Source organism: Sphaerochaeta pleomorpha str. Grapes (assembly GCF_000236685.1).
Lineage (GTDB): Bacteria > Spirochaetota > Spirochaetia > Sphaerochaetales > Sphaerochaetaceae > Sphaerochaeta > Sphaerochaeta pleomorpha.
This window is the reverse complement of the sequence record NC_016633.1, coordinates 3,073,049-3,087,666: the sequence shown is the minus strand read 5'-3', so window position 1 is coordinate 3,087,666 and position 14,618 is coordinate 3,073,049. Positions and strand designations below refer to the sequence as shown.

Here is a 14,618-nt window from a genome sequence, read left to right as displayed (position 1 = left end):
CAGACATGTTCATCAAGACAAGACATTATGACGCGTGCATACAGAAGGTGCGCATTGAAGTGGGAACACTGGTGGGCCTCAAGGCGGACGATGAAGCCTATATCGTACTCAAGGAACTGCCCACCTTGGAGATGCTCCGACTCAAGGAAGCCTCAGAGCAGGGGGAGAACCAGACACTCACCCTCCTTCGTGATCTGCTTCCCTCGATCCTGGTTGACCACAACTTCTACGAGGATGCGGATGCCAAAAAGAAGATGGACAACCGCGAGGTTGCCTCTCTGGTATTCGAGTCGCTGGATCTGACGGTGAAGGTCGTCAACGAATACACCCATGCCGCTTTTTTTTCCCGTGCGGACGCGAGCGGCGGCAGATCGCATCCCTCTGCTGCGAGGTCTTCAACGGAAGAAGAAGCGCAGAGCTCTACGCCGAGTACGGCCACTGGCTCTTCTACATAACCGATATCTTCCTTCCCTGCTGCGATTCTGAGAGCGGGGACTTCAGGCACCTACCGTTCGCTGGTTCTCTCATGGACCAGCCGTACATGAGCATGCAGATCCTCAAGCTGATTCAGCTCAACTACCGGAGACATGTGCATGAGCAGGCTAAGAAAATGACACAGAAACACTAATCACAGGGCGTCCATGGGGCGCCCTTTACATTGCATAAGGGGAAAGCGAGTATGGCAGCACAAGCGAAAGTCATCATCAAAGGCCAGAACGACATCGGAGGGGCTGTCAAATCAGCTGCAGCCGACCTGGGAAGCCTCAAGGGTGCTGCAACCAAACTGGGTGGAGTGCTTAAAGGCGCCTTCGCCGCCACCGCGATCATCGCTTCAGTGAAGGCTTTGGGAAGCGCGGTGAGCTCAACATTCTCCGAGTTCTCCGCTGCCGAACGATCCTACAAGCAACTCGCCCTCGCACTGGGCGACAGCACCTCGTATGAGAAGGTTACTGCCGTGGTCGAGCGGCTGAGCAGCCAGACACTCTCTGGCAAGGGCGATATCGAATCCATGGTCGCCCAGCTGGCCGCCCTGGGCAAGAGTGCCGACGAAATTGAAAGCATCTCCGAGGCTGCAGTGTACCTGTCCAACGTGACGGGCAAGGACCTCAACGGCTCGATGATGAACCTGCTGGATTCTTACACCGGGGCCACCGGGGAGCTGAGAAAGCTCGGCATCGAGCTCGATGGCCTCACCAAGGACGAGCTCGCACACGGAGCGGCGGTCGACAAGGTGATCGACAAGCTCGGAGAGTACTCGGCGATGATGGCCGATGGGGATACCGCCCAACACCTGACGAACATGAAGAACACCTGGGGCGACATCCGCCAGCAGGTGGGCGGCATCATCGATTACAACTTCGGTCCGTGGTTGGGTAACCTCGATGTAGCTTTCAGCGGCATCAAGACCAACCTCACTGCTCTCATCAACTACGTAGGGGCGGTGATGAAGAACCTGCCCCAAGCTTTCAAGCTGACGCTTTCCACCGTGTGGGAGTTGCTCAAGCGCACATTCGAGTGGGATTCGCTCAAGCTGATCATCACCACCACAGCCCAGAATATCGGCATCGTCATCAGTGCCATGCTCAAGGCGGTGTTCGAAAGCATTCCCAAGCTGCTGGGCAATGCAGTGGTGGGCATCATCAGCTGGGTCACCTACATCGCGCTGAACATCGAAAGTGCGATCCTGGGGGCATTCCAGAATGCGATCAACAAGGCGGGGGACAAGATCCAGGGCACCTGGGTGGGAAAGATCTTCGGCCTGGGTGACAAGCTGGCAAACCTTGATATGGGAGCCGCTGAAAGCAAGGATGAGGCGACCTTCTACAAGCAGCAAGCCGACCAGAGCTTTGAGAATCTGGGACCGCTGTTGCGTGATGCGCTCACCGATGCGATCGATACCGCCCAGACGGTCGTGCTCAATAGTGCCGACATGGTCTCTTCCCTGTACGGCGATATCGGCCTTGATTTCAAGACTGCACTCGATGAGATTGTCGCACCTGACCTTGAGGCGATCGCCCAGAAGGCTGATGCGGCGAATCAGACCAAGCTGCTTTCCCAGATCGCCTCCAGTGGTGAGGGCACGGCAGCCTCTACAGCTGAGACAGCCGATAACACCAAGCAGACCGACACACGCATGGGCTCTCAGATCGCCTCGATGCTCTCTGACGGATTGACCAGTGTGTTCACCGGCCTGTTCGGGGACGTAAGCGGAGGCCTTATGGGCATGGTGGCCACCGAGATGCTGGGAGGGGTTACCGCGATCATATCAACGTTGCAGCCGATCCTCGACATCATCTTCAATACCCTCTCTCCCTTGGGCATCCTGCTCACCATCCTCCAGGGGTTCGTATCGGTGATGGAGCCGGCGCTCACGGCGGTGTTCCAGCCACTGGTGGACACTTTCACCTGGATCGGGACCACCTTGGCAAGTCTGTTCCTGCCGGTCTTGGATGTGCTGCACACAGCCTTCGCCTTGGTGGGAAACATCCTCATGGCGGTCCTTACCCCTGTATTGCAAAGCCTTGCCCCGGTCTTCCAGGTCATCAGCGGCATCATGATGGCATTCTCACCCATCCTGCTGTTGGTGGCCAAGGCGTTCACGATCCTCATGAGCCCACTGCAGTACGTCGCGGACCTGTTGTCGTGGCTCGGAAGCTGGGTGCAGTACCTCGGGTCCGTGATTGCCACCGCGGCCTACAACCTGGTGCACCCGTTCAGAAAGAAAAGCTATGCATCCAGTCCCGGATCCTTTTCCAGCGACGCCTTCAGCGGCCTTGCTGATCGCCTGGCGAACATCGATGCGATCGCAGACCAGGGGAGCGTGGCAACCGACGCGGTCTCCACCACCACGGCAGTGGGAAACGCAGGGTATCAGGGAGCGACGCAAGTGACCATCAACATCTACCAGCAGGCACCGGTTGTAGGCAGCGACGGGATGCGCGCCTTCGCCCGGATGATCCGAGGCGAGTTCGAGCGGCTGGATTACTACGGAGTGACAACCTAGATGAGCATCATACACAGCCCCTCTCTCACCCTCACCTTCCTGGGAGGCGACCTCGAGGAGGGACACTCCTTGGTACAGACGATCGGCGAACAGCATATCGCACGCAGGTCGATCACCTTCCACCAGCAGCTGCTGTCCGGCTTGAAAAGCGCTTCGAATCAGGTTGATCTGCTCTTGGATAAGGCTTGCCCTGCAATCGAGGATATCATCGCCACCGAAGGCGATGTGAAAGCCATCCTCGCCGATGGGGCAGGAACCGTGTTCACCGGATACCTGTCCACCAGCTACAACTGGATGCTCACCGACAGCGGAAAGCAAGCGCTGGCGATCACTATCGAGGACACCGGCACCCGGTTGTTGGGAAAGGCTTTCATCGAAAGTGGACGGCACCTATTCAACTGCACAGCCAGCGAGGCGATCGCCTCTATCTGCACAAGAGCGGGTATCACCGTATCACCAGATTGCATTTCCCTCACTGCACCGGTCACCCGAAGCGTGGATGGATCGGTCACCTGCGGCGAGCTGTTGGACCAATTGGTGTATGAACTGGGTCATGTGTATTTCTTTGATGCACTGGGACACCTCAGGCTCTTCAAGGTGGACTGCACTTCCACTGAGAACCTTCCCACCCTCGATAAGGACGACTTGGTTGTGGTGGGAGGCAAGGCGATCACGCTTTCCAAGAAGATCCGCCAGTACAAGAGTGCGCGGGTTTCATTTACCCGTTTAGGGACGGCAGGCGACTATCTGGTGTACCGCAATACCACAGAAAGAGGGGATGGGCACCCGTATTGTTACCTCAAGCTGGAAGGTGGTGCGCACTTCGACGGCAGTGAAATCTATACCCAAGGAGAGTGGACCGAAGCCCAGACGGACAGCTTCCGCACTCTAGCCCTCATCGAAGCCTGCAACGCCGCTAGTGAGATCGATATCGTGGGATCGAGCGACATCATCGCCGTCTCGAACGTGCGCACCGAGTTCACCGCCGAAAGCGGCTACATCACCGCCAACATCGCTGCTGCAGGCGGTCCGTACCTGCAGGTGGCGGCGCACAACAACGGGACGCTGGCCTACCACATCACCAGACTCGATGCCTATGCCGATATCATCTATGTGCGTGACACGAACATCGTCAGGACAGCCGACAGCGTCTACGAAGGTGAAAATTCGGACAATTTGCTTTCCGAGGAGCTGGTGTTCGTACACGAGCGAACCCTGGCCCAAGAACATGCGAACCTCCTGGGCCAGTTCCACCGCCATGCTGGCAGCCAGTACACATTCTTCTCGGCCGTCGACTTGAATTGCGGCACCCTGGTACGCCTGATCGACGATGCCTTCAGCGGCCTGAATGTTTCAGTCCTGGTGACCGCACGCACCTTCACCGATGAGAGTGCGGTGTACCGCTACGAGGCGGTGGGCATCTCGGCATTCGACCTGAGTGCCCCAGCCTACCTTCAGGTACTCGACAGGGGCAAGAACGACACCGTCGGATCCCCGGGGCCACCGGGGGTGGACGGATCGTCGTACACCGTATCCATCCAGTCGTCCAACGGCTCGATCTTCCGGCCCGAGCAGGTCGATACGATCCTCACCTGCCACGTCCACAAAAACACCACCGAGATCACCGAAGAGCTGGATGCCTCGCGCTTTCGGTGGAAGCGCCTCAGTGCCGACCCGATCGATGACGGGCGGTGGAACACCTCATCAAAGGCAATCGCCCATAAGAGTGTCGAAATCAAAAACGCAGACTGCGTCGGGCGTACGGTCTTCTTCTGTGAGATCGACCTGACCGGCTACGAAGCATAAGGAGCACATACAATGGCAAAGACAAGCGCCAGTTTCACGCTGATGGATTATACCGACGGTATTTCCCTCATCACCGGTATCGACAGCAATCTGCCCCTCACCAGCCTGTACGATACATCGAACCAGACCCTCAACCCCTCGTGGGCAGGAGACACCTCGCTGCAGCTCACCCCCGTGGTGCGCAAGGCCGGAGGGACCGATGTCGTTTCTACCATGACAGCCAAGACCTGGAAGCGCCGCATCGCGGGTTCTGCCACCTGGACTACGGTCACCAGCGGTTCCAACGGTGAAACAATCAATGCCACCAGCGGGGTACTCACGGTGAGTGAGGACAAGCTCACGACCGATGTGTGGCAGATCGACTACCAATTCAGCGGCACCTACACCGACCCGGTTCTGAACCTCGCCTTTCCCGTGACGGTCGCCATCACCCTCTCGCGGGTGGCCAACGGCACCTCATTCGTGGTCGCCCGGGCTTACGCCACCGGAGGCAGCCAGTTCAAGAACCACAGCCCCTCCTCCCTGTCGCTCAAGGCCGAGCTCATCCGCGGTACCACCAAGGACACGACAAACCTCGACTACCAGTGGAAAAAATCGATCAACGGGACCGTCTGGGAAAATATCGCAGGAGCAACTGCGGCCACCTTGGCTGTCACTCCTTCCATGGTGGATTCGTTTGCCATGTTCAAGTGCTCAATTCTGGACACCGACGCCACTTCCGACACTTTCAACATCAGCTACGACACCGAGGCCGTTTCGATCCTGGACGTCACCGATCCCTACCAGGCGGTCATCGAGTCCACCGCGGGAAGCTATTTCAAGAACGACACGGGAAGCACCACCCTCATCTGCCGTGTGTATCAGAACGGCGAGGAGATCGACGGGACCGGGGTGAGCCTCACCTACAGCTGGACCAAGACCGACAAGGACGGAACAGCGGTGGCGTTCACCCCCACGGCGGTTGCCCATGGCTCGATCGTCACCACCAAGAAGAAGGCAATATCCGTCTCGCACGACGACGTGTTGATCAAGGCCACCTATTTCTGTTCTGTCAGCTGACCAAAAGGAGAACACATGGCACTAACCGGCGCAAGCTATACCCTCACATCCCTCAGCGATGCTCCCTCGTACCAACTGCAGCTGACGATGTCTTCTGCCTCCTCAGGGATTTTGGATCTGGCTTTCTACAAGAACGGGTCGCTGTACACACCCTCGGTATACGTGCATGCACGCAGCTGGGACGGCAGCAGCTGGGCCCAAAGCGGTGCAAGCGGGACCATGACAGGTGGAGTTCGCTCGTACAGCTACAGCTCGGCGGGTGCCTTCGATGTGCAGATCTACACCGATTCGTCCAAGACCGAGCTGCTGGCCACCTCATTCGTCTCCTATGGTGAGACCGGAGAGGCGGGCTCTGACGGGGAGGCGGGATCCGATGGGCTCAGTGTCACCCCGATCCACCAGTTCGCGCTTCTTGAAGAAGGGTTATCTCCGGGGGCCGCTACACAGTGGAGCGAAAGCTTGCCCGGCCCTTGGTATTACGGTTATGAGTACTGGACGCGCGTCAAACAGGTGTGGAGCGACTCCACTCCCCAAGAACCCCATATCACCTACGCAGAACCTTTTTTGGATGTCGGGGCGAACACCCTGCTGCGCAATTCGATCTCGTTTTCCATCAAAAGCAACCGAAGCACCTATGAGCGCAATGTACGCAGCGTGGAAAATTCGGTCGTGGTCCTCACTGCCGATAGCCGGGGGTACGAGAACGCTACCTTCCAATGGCTGATCAATGCCGAATCCTATGCGGGAGGAGAGCTGACACTCACCATCCCCAAGAAGCAGGCGCCACCCCAGATCGATATCACCTGCACGATGTCTTATACCCGTCTGGGTAGTACCGAGACGATGATACGCACACTCACCCTCTCGGCCAACGATGTGACCGAGTACACCAGGAGCTACGGGATCCTGGGAGGTCCCGGGACCATCAGCGATGCAATCGAAGGGGATTGTTATGTGCTGCAGACGGGGGACGACTACGTTCCCCAGGTGTTCGCCAGCGGTTCGTGGATTCCCATCACCAGCCAGAACGCAGCCCAATATCCCGAGGCGATGAGCAAATGCGGCAACGCGGTGCTCCTCGGTGGGGCGAATATTCCCGTCACCTCCACCGCACTGTACGCATACTATCGTACCCTGTATGCGCAGTCGGCGAATATCGATGTGCTCTCCACACAGGATCTGCAGATCATCGATACCGGACGCATCCGCTCGATGGGAAAGCATGCGATCGGGGATGGGAACTCGGGCTTCATCATCAACAGCGACGGAACCAGCGAGTTCGTCGGTACGGTCATCCGCAACGCCGATCTCTCGGAGACCCGCATCGAGCGCCTTGATGCCGATGTGCTGCGCACCGTCAACGAGGTACGTACCGGCGAATCATTCAACGGCTCGTTGTCCTCCACCCCCTATTGGGACATGGGGACGGTGATGGGGGACCTCATCGCCCTGGTCGCAGCCAACGCGGTTGTGCACAAGGGCGGCTCGTTCATGGCCACCAAGGTGGAAGGTGGCTCTGTATCCACCGTCTTCGAGAACGTGTTGCATGTCACCTCTTCTGGCGAGCGTGATCAGGACCGCAGCCTGCTCAACCAGCAGGTCACCACGGCAAATGCGGGAACCGCTTTCACCGTCCCTGCCCTGCCTGCTTACACCCAGTCTCCACTAAAGCTCGGAGGAGTCAACTACCTTGCGAAAATCACCTCCACAGGTGCTGAGGTTGCAGGCAAGAAGCAGTACTCGCTCGATGGAGGGGGCACCTGGAGCGACTACGAGAGCCGCACCCTCGACCATGCGACGGTTGCGGGCAAGACGGTCAAGGTACGCCAAGTGCTCAGCGGCGTTTTGTATGACCCGGCTGCCTGTACGACCGGACGAGTATCTGGCATCAGTTCGACATCCTCATCAACCCCTCACTTGGCGGAGGGAAACGGCAGGATGGTAGTCGCGTGGGGCTCGACGCTCAAATCATTTCCCACCGGGAACGTGGGCTCGGTCTCATCCTATTCGCTGAGCACTGCGTATCCTTCCACCATTGGTCTGGCATTCGGCAATGGTATCTTCCTGGCGATCTGCTCGGGCTCGGTCCAACGCCGGGTACTCTCCGGTGGAGCGAACGGCACTTCGTGGAGCGAGCTGTCCAGCGAGGCTTACGACAACCTGTTCTTCGCCAATGGATACTTTTACGCCCATGTGCTTGGCGGAGGGGCCTCCGATTGGAAACGCTCGACCAACGGAAGCGGATGGGTAGCCGCAGGTTTCACCTGTGCCCATCCATTCCCATCCTACAATAACGATTTCATGAACTCGCGAATCGCATACGGAAACGGCGTCTACATCCAGGTAAGCTATGTCACCCTCTCATCAGCATCGGTGTATCGAAGCACAGACGGGATGAACTGGAGTGCAATCAATATCGCCAGCACGTGCCCCAGCAGCATAGCTTGGGGCAACGGGTTCTTCATCGCCTATGAATACGGCAGTGCGTATTACTATGTCTCGGGCAACGGAGGAACCATCTGGTCCAAACGCTCCCTGGGCTACACGCCCACCAAAATGGGAGCTGCCGTCTATGCCGCCAGTGGAGCCAATCCCGTTTCGACGGGTACCACGCTACAGCGGGTGTTCTACGCCATCGACAGCGCGGGGTATCTCAGTGCCCTAACGCTGGGTGAGGCAACACCCACCTCCTATACGGCCGGGACACTCAGTGCAGCCTACAACTACAGCGCCTATGATGTGGGAGTGAACCTCCTGGATGGGCAGGGGGCAAAGATCAGCAGCCATACCACAGCAAAGGATTATTATGCCGGCACGTTCATCTTCGACGGGACCAACCTTTCTGCAGCTCTAGGCTCGTTCTACTACAAGTTCGCAGGCATCTTCAAAGCTGGCACCCAGGTGGCTGCCGGGGCCTTCGACATGTTCCAAAGCATCGCCATTGCCTGGAGCCGCATCTACAACAGCATCGAAGGACCTGTGGCGAGTCCTGCGATCGTAAGCTGGTCGGGAACCAGTTTGACGATCACCGGTGCCGGGGGAGTTACCTCTCGCATCCGCAGCAACGACCTGTTCTCTGCCCTTTCGATCTCCTTCACCGTGATCGCCGAGGCGAAGGGAGCATATACCAAGGCCCTGTATCCCCAACAAGCCAGCCAATTTGATATCGGCGTGTCCTCGAATCCATATGCGAATGTCCATGCGAACACGTTCCATGGGAATCTGCAAGGGAGCGTGAGTGGGAATGTGAGTGGCAACGTCACCGGTAATGTGACGGGAAATGTGAATACACAAGGCACCGCCAACAAGGTGTGGGGGGCTGTATGGAACTAGGAGGAACAACCATGCAATGCAATGAATGTGGACGGCAGCTGACCAAGCTGCCCTTTATCTTGGACGACAGTGAGATCGCCGACATGCAACTGGCGATCGATAAGATCAATACCGCACAGACCGCCCTGAAGGCTGAGGTGTACGCATCCTACCGATTTGAGCAGGACAGGGACATCTACGCCTACTTCAAGGCTGTCTTCGACGAGATGGCGGAGGGCAGGTTCCTGTATGCCACCTGGGAGCGTCGCGTCCGTAGCCATTACAATTACCCGGAGGGCGAGCTCCTGGTGATCAACGGTGAGTGCTTCGCCCATGAGGAGCCGTGATGGGAACCTATAATGATATCAAAAGCCGCTTCGAGGCGATCCAGGAGGCCTTCCTTGTCAACGGCTACCAGCGCTACGACAACTATTATGTGTTCTCCCCGCCTGCTGGCTTTGCCATCGGCCTTCCCATGAGAGCCTCGGATATGAACTCGATGAAGGATGCTCTGCAGGGTAATACCCGCGCGCTTCTGTACACCACCTACCCCATCTCATCGGTTGCAACGGGGAGCCTGATCAGCGCCAATCTGCTGAGCCAGATCGACCAGTACAAACAGGACATCAATGATCTGCGCGGCTGTGCCAATTGCAGCAATACGTGTACCTCGACGTGCTACAACGGCTGCCACAATTGCACCGGAGGATGTACCAGTTCGTGCACCGGGTGCAGCGGTTGTTCGGGCTGCAGCGGATGTTCGGGCAACTGCTACAGCTGTAAAGGGGGACTGTGGTGTGTTTCGTGCCATGGGTGCAGCGGATGCGGAGGATGTCGCGGCTGTGGTGGATGCACCGGCAATTGCCAAAGTGCCTGCTCGGGCTGTACCTCCTGCAGTACCAACTGCAACGCCAGTTGCAATGTGAACTGCTCGGGTGCATGCAAGAATTCCTGCTCGAGCGGTTGCTCGAACTCATCCCGCATTGGAGGCTGATATGCTCATTCCCTTTAGAGAACCCGGCTTGTTCAACGTGACGCTGAACACCACCGAAGACTGCAACCTCAGGTGCACCTACTGCTATGAGGTGCACAAGAGAAGAAGAACGCTTTCGATGGAGGATGCGAAGGCATTCATCGGCCACATCCTCACCGATCCCGATCCTGCAGGGCTGCTCGATGATCCGGATCCAGTGTTCCGCAAGGCCTACCAGAAAGGGTTGGTTGTGGACTTCATCGGTGGCGACAGCTTCATGGATGTGCCGTTTTTGGATGAGATCTGCTCCTACACGCTGGCCAAGGTGATGACCACCGATACCCCCAATGCCAAAAACTGGCGGGGCAAGCTTCATTTCTCCATTTCCACCAACGGCACGCTCTTTTCCGAGCAGGCCAGGCGGTTCTGCGAGAAATACAAGGACCTCTTGCTGGTGGGCATATCGCTGGATGGCTGTCCTGAGATCCATGACGCAAACCGGGTGTTCTCCGATGGGTCCGGTTCGATGCAGAGCATCATCCGCCATTGGCCGTGGTATAAGAAGACCTTCCCGATCCAGTCGATGCAGACAAAGTCCACCGCAAACCGCCAGAGCATCCCCTACCTTTACGACTCGCTGGTGTATTTGCATGAACAGCTGGGACTGCGGTACATCAACCAGAACTTCATCATGGAGGATACCGGATGCACACAAACCGACTATGATGAGTTGGACCGTCAGATGGAGAAGTGCACCGCCTATGTACTCGAGCATCGCGACGATCTGTTTTGGAGCATGCTCAGCAAGGAGCAATTCGGCTACGCACACCTGTCCACAGGACCTGACTGGGACTGTACCGGCCACTGCGGAAGCGGAGCCATGCCTGCCCTCTCGGTGGACGGTAGGATCTATCCGTGCATCAGATGGCTGCCGCATACCCAAATCGACAAGGCAGAGTTCATCGTCGGGACTGCCAAGGAAGGGTTTACCCACAAGGAGAACTTTCTGAGAGTGCGCGAAGGCGCCTATCGCTCCAATTGCTCACTCGACGAAAAGTGCAGGACCTGCGAGGTGGAGAGTGCCTGTTCATACTGCATCGGAGGTTGCTATTCGGAGTTCGGCGAATTCAGGCGGACGACCTACATCTGCGAGATAACCAAGCTGCTGGTCAAATGGGCCAGACGGTACTGGGACGAGTACAACCGGCTTGAGGGATTGGAACCGATCGACTGGGCTGTTGAAGCAATGGAGAAAGGGAACCGGCATGGGATCCAGAGTATCAAACAATGAACGGCATTGAATATCCAATGCTTGGGACGATATTCTTAGGGATGAAGTAAATTACTCTTTTGCTAGAATCGTCTCTGTTGGAAACTCAGAAAGATCTATATGTCTATCATCGTTTTGAACCTTTTGCTGCGAACTGATCTGGTTTGCAATCTTTTCAATAGTATTAACTGTGAGGACAGCTCTTCCCAATATTTCATTAAGATTGTCTGGCAGTGCAATGAAAAATATGCTGATCGTCACCACAAGTGCAGCTCTCCACACTTGTATGAGGATGCATTGCAAGACATGTTCGTAAAAGCGGTCAACAGTATCATCACTCGTAAGGATGAAATCATAGGAAACTTTGGGAAGCTAACCGAAGAAATCTTCAACACTTCCCAAAATGAAGCACAGCTGGAAGCGGTGAGAGTTGAACGTCGCGAAATTGTCTCACGCATGGAAAAACTCAATACCGAGAATGCCAATGTAGCAATGGACCAGCACACATATCAGGACCGTTTCAAACAACTTAGCAGCGAGTACACCGAGGTCAACAAACATCTGACAAATTTGGAAGGCGCGATACATGAACGGAAGTCTTGAAAGACAAAAACAGAACTGTTTCTCAAGGGTTGAAGAAGCAGGAGGGTGTGGTTACCGAATTCACCGAGCACCTTTGGTATTTCCTTGCCGATCATGCTGTGATCTACAGCAAAGAAGATGTGCGGTTTATTTTCAAGAATGGGATGGAGATCCAAGTATAGATTATACCGTATGAAGACTTGTCGCTTCTTACACCTGTAGTTACTTTAATTACCGTCGCAGAAAAACTGGTTCCACGCGTAACTGTTGTAGGTCTCGTCCTCCGAGGAACTCCAGCAAGACCAAAATCAGAAAACCCGCCCAATCCTGTATCCGTGCTGTATGCCATAATCTATATACTGTTCGACTATTCCTTCTCCCTCAAGGTAGGCAAGCTAATGGTGAAGGTTGTCCCATACCCCAACCTACTCTCAACGCTTACTTCACCAGAGTGTTCGGCGACAAACCACTTGACAATCGAAAGCCCCAACCCGGAGCCCGACGATTTACCGGAACCTTTGTAATATCGGTCGAAGATGTGTGGCAAATCGGCTTCAGCGATGCCTGTTCCAGTATCACTCACGGTGAGTTGGGCCGTCCTTTCATCGGAACACAAAGACAAAACCACCCTACCCGAAGGGTCGGTGTGACGAAGAGCATTATCAACCAGATTTAGGATAACTTGCTTGAGTCTGTCCTTGTCGCCCATCACTTTTGTGGAATCACACCGCTTTAAAACAACCCTTGTTTTGCCTGGCAAGAAAATTAGTTGTTCGTAGACACTCAAAAGGATCTCATCCAACTCGAGCGGTGTTGGTACCATTACCAGACCGGCATCCGCCTGGGCAATTAAAAGAAGGTTTGTCACGAGACGGGTGGTACGGTCAGTCTCTTGTTTAATACCTGCAATAGCCAAATTCCTCCGCTCGGCATTTTGTCCGAAGCGAACCAGAAGATCGGCATTGCCCCTTATGGTCGCCAACGGCGTTCGAAGTTCATGAGCTGTGTCGGCGATGAATCTTCGCTGGTAATCAACTACGGTTTCCAGTCGCTCCATCATCAGATTGAATGCATGCATAAGCTGCCCAATTTCGTCACCAACATTTCGATACTGTAATCTTGCTTTCAGATCGACGGATTCGGAGATAAAAGTCGCAGTTCGTGAAATCTCCACAATAGGCCGTAGACTCAGTTGAAGCAAGAACAAGCTGATTCCAGTTCCCAGTAGGAGGGTTACGACAATCCCAATCATATAAAGAGCTTTCAACCGCAACAGCGTTTCAGTCAATTCCTGAAGTGATTGACCCACTTGTACCACACCCACTGGGATTCCATCCCGAATAATAGGCTGATAATAGAGTCTAATCTGTTGATCGTTTAAAGTAGTCGTTGTGTAGGGTGTATCGCCACCGAGAACTTGGTCAATAACAGCTTGGTCGACTGGGAGACTGTGCGGTCCAATGTTATAAGAGCGAGCAACTACTTCTCCATCGGGTTTTAAAACTTGGACATAAACCCCCAACTGCGTAAAGTCGTCAGTTGCGCTATCTATCATATCAAATCCTCGGTTTGGGACCTCCTGAAGGGCTTCGGATACATGTTCTGCCCTTTCACGCAATGTTTCATCGATTCCAGATTCCATACCTACAGCTAGGAAGCTGTACGAAATGGCCGCAAATGACACCAGTGCTGTTACAAAGAACCCCATTTGCCATATAATCAAACGTTGACGCAATGATAACATCATACTCGGTCGGGTTCCCGTAAGATATAGCCAAGACCGTGAGCTGTCTCTATCATATTCGGAGGGCCAAGTTTTTTTCTAAGCCTGCGAATGTAAACCTCAACGACGTTCGATTCCGGCTCATACTCAAATCCCCAAACATGAGATAATATTGTCTCTCTGGGGACAATCTGCCGGGGGTGTTGAAAGAGCAAGTATAACAGTTCAAACTCCTTTGGTGTCAGTGAAATGGTGATGTCATTTCTTCGAATTCTTCTCTCTTGGGAATAAAGGCTCAAATCACCAAGACATAGTTGATCGCCGTTGGCACCTGTCCTGCGAAGCAGAGCTGAAATTCTTGCAATAAGTTCATCAAACGCAAACGGTTTCGGTAAATAGTCATCTGCGCCTGCATTCAAGCCCAATACACGATCAGATACATTGATACGTGCGGTAAGCATTAAAATGGGCATTTGGTGTCTTTCAAGCCGAAGGGAACGGCATAAACTTATTCCATCCACGTCCGGCAATCCAACGTCGAGAATCACAAGGTCTGGATTACTAAGCAAGATCAGATCCCAACCCTCCTCAGCATTCTGCGCAGCCGTTACTTTGTATCCTTCATAACTCAGGCCTCGACACAAGTAGTCCGCGAATGCAACTTCATCATCTATCACCAATATGCTTGGAACTGTTCCTCGGGCTTTCAAATTTTTCCGCGTTGACATGCAAATAATCATATGTGGGAATGGAACTAATATCAAGCATACTCAATTACCTATCACTGTTATTGAGGCACTAAGGGAACCATTCATAACCAAAATCTGATGCGGCATGTATCTTACCAACCTTCCTTATCAAACTTCCCTAAACCAGGAAAAGATGCTTG

General features: G+C 54.8%; 12 protein-coding genes and 1 pseudogene. 10 read left to right on the top strand and 3 right to left on the bottom strand.

Annotation, left to right across the window (positions count from 1 at the left end; genetic code table 11):
- Window positions 1-5: 5 nt before the first annotated feature.
- The 5 genes from SPIGRAPES_RS14050 to SPIGRAPES_RS14030 all read left to right on the top strand — a co-directional run bounded on the left by SPIGRAPES_RS14050 (window position 6) and on the right by SPIGRAPES_RS14030 (window position 9,202).
- Window positions 6-455: a hypothetical protein gene (locus SPIGRAPES_RS14050; protein ID WP_014271413.1), complete on the top strand. Its 450-nt coding sequence runs from the start codon at window positions 6-8 to the stop codon at window positions 453-455.
- 224 nt (window positions 456-679) lie between these two features.
- A complete protein-coding gene (locus SPIGRAPES_RS14045; protein ID WP_014271412.1) occupies window positions 680-3,004 on the top strand; it encodes a tape measure protein in 2,325 nt (774 codons plus the stop codon).
- Window positions 3,005-3,073: 69 nt separating this feature from the next.
- On the top strand, window positions 3,074-4,810 hold the full coding sequence (locus SPIGRAPES_RS14040) for a hypothetical protein (RefSeq protein ID WP_155816770.1): 1,737 nt from the start codon (window positions 3,074-3,076) through the stop codon (window positions 4,808-4,810).
- Between the two features lie 12 nt (window positions 4,811-4,822).
- Window positions 4,823-5,869 (top strand): hypothetical protein, encoded by a 1,047-nt coding sequence (locus SPIGRAPES_RS14035; RefSeq protein ID WP_014271410.1) that lies wholly within the window; start codon window positions 4,823-4,825, stop codon window positions 5,867-5,869.
- 15 nt (window positions 5,870-5,884) lie between these two features.
- The gene (locus SPIGRAPES_RS14030) at window positions 5,885-9,202 is read left to right on the top strand and encodes a hypothetical protein (RefSeq protein ID WP_014271409.1); all 3,318 of its coding nucleotides are present in this window, start codon (window positions 5,885-5,887) and stop codon (window positions 9,200-9,202) included.
- Here SPIGRAPES_RS14030 and SPIGRAPES_RS17085 read toward each other — a convergent pair.
- Window positions 9,199-9,516 carry a hypothetical protein gene (locus tag SPIGRAPES_RS17085; RefSeq protein ID WP_155816769.1) on the bottom strand — a complete coding sequence of 106 codons (318 nt, stop codon included), beginning with the start codon at window positions 9,514-9,516 and terminating at the stop codon, window positions 9,199-9,201. The genes SPIGRAPES_RS14030 and SPIGRAPES_RS17085 overlap by 4 nt on opposite strands.
- A 101-nt stretch (window positions 9,517-9,617) precedes the next feature.
- Between SPIGRAPES_RS17085 and SPIGRAPES_RS17610 the strand changes: the two genes are divergently transcribed.
- The 5 genes and pseudogenes from SPIGRAPES_RS17610 to SPIGRAPES_RS17490 all read left to right on the top strand — a co-directional run bounded on the left by SPIGRAPES_RS17610 (window position 9,618) and on the right by SPIGRAPES_RS17490 (window position 12,188).
- On the top strand, window positions 9,618-10,175 hold the full coding sequence (locus SPIGRAPES_RS17610; protein WP_425358206.1) for a hypothetical protein: 558 nt from the start codon (window positions 9,618-9,620) through the stop codon (window positions 10,173-10,175).
- Window position 10,176: 1 nt separating this feature from the next.
- A pseudogene (locus SPIGRAPES_RS17605) lies at window positions 10,177-10,587 on the top strand (radical SAM protein); the annotation flags it as partial.
- Between the two features lie 21 nt (window positions 10,588-10,608).
- Window positions 10,609-11,445 (top strand): hypothetical protein, encoded by an 837-nt coding sequence (locus tag SPIGRAPES_RS14015; protein ID WP_155816767.1) that lies wholly within the window; start codon window positions 10,609-10,611, stop codon window positions 11,443-11,445.
- Between the two features lie 99 nt (window positions 11,446-11,544).
- The gene (locus tag SPIGRAPES_RS14010; protein ID WP_041384707.1) at window positions 11,545-12,027 is read left to right on the top strand and encodes a hypothetical protein; all 483 of its coding nucleotides are present in this window, start codon (window positions 11,545-11,547) and stop codon (window positions 12,025-12,027) included.
- 29 nt (window positions 12,028-12,056) lie between these two features.
- The gene (locus tag SPIGRAPES_RS17490; RefSeq protein WP_281047892.1) at window positions 12,057-12,188 is read left to right on the top strand and encodes a hypothetical protein; all 132 of its coding nucleotides are present in this window, start codon (window positions 12,057-12,059) and stop codon (window positions 12,186-12,188) included.
- Between the two features lie 185 nt (window positions 12,189-12,373).
- Here SPIGRAPES_RS17490 and SPIGRAPES_RS14005 read toward each other — a convergent pair whose 3' ends face one another.
- Both SPIGRAPES_RS14005 and SPIGRAPES_RS14000 read right to left on the bottom strand, forming a co-directional pair.
- Entirely contained in the window at window positions 12,374-13,753 is a 1,380-nt protein-coding gene (locus tag SPIGRAPES_RS14005; protein ID WP_014271405.1) for an ATP-binding protein, read from the bottom strand.
- On the bottom strand, window positions 13,750-14,457 hold the full coding sequence (locus SPIGRAPES_RS14000; RefSeq protein ID WP_050805780.1) for a response regulator transcription factor: 708 nt from the start codon (window positions 14,455-14,457) through the stop codon (window positions 13,750-13,752). Before SPIGRAPES_RS14000 ends, SPIGRAPES_RS14005 begins: the two co-directional genes overlap by 4 nt.
- Between the last annotated feature and the right edge of the window lie 161 nt (window positions 14,458-14,618).

What these genes read in the sequence shown, in the direction of transcription:
- SPIGRAPES_RS14030 (WP_014271409.1), top strand. Translation starts at nt 5,885, where the DNA reads ATGGCACTAACCGGCGCAAGCTATACCCTCACATCCCTCAGCGATGCT.
- SPIGRAPES_RS14000 (WP_050805780.1), bottom strand. Translation starts at nt 14,457, where the DNA reads ATGTCAACGCGGAAAAATTTGAAAGCCCGAGGAACAGTTCCAAGCATA.
- SPIGRAPES_RS14005 (WP_014271405.1), bottom strand. Translation starts at nt 13,753, where the DNA reads ATGATGTTATCATTGCGTCAACGTTTGATTATATGGCAAATGGGGTTC.
- SPIGRAPES_RS14035 (WP_014271410.1), top strand. Translation starts at nt 4,823, where the DNA reads ATGGCAAAGACAAGCGCCAGTTTCACGCTGATGGATTATACCGACGGT.
- SPIGRAPES_RS17085 (WP_155816769.1), bottom strand. Translation starts at nt 9,516, where the DNA reads ATGGGCGAAGCACTCACCGTTGATCACCAGGAGCTCGCCCTCCGGGTA.
- SPIGRAPES_RS14050 (WP_014271413.1), top strand. Translation starts at nt 6, where the DNA reads ATGTTCATCAAGACAAGACATTATGACGCGTGCATACAGAAGGTGCGC.
- SPIGRAPES_RS14010 (WP_041384707.1), top strand. Translation starts at nt 11,545, where the DNA reads ATGTCTATCATCGTTTTGAACCTTTTGCTGCGAACTGATCTGGTTTGC.
- SPIGRAPES_RS14045 (WP_014271412.1), top strand. Translation starts at nt 680, where the DNA reads ATGGCAGCACAAGCGAAAGTCATCATCAAAGGCCAGAACGACATCGGA.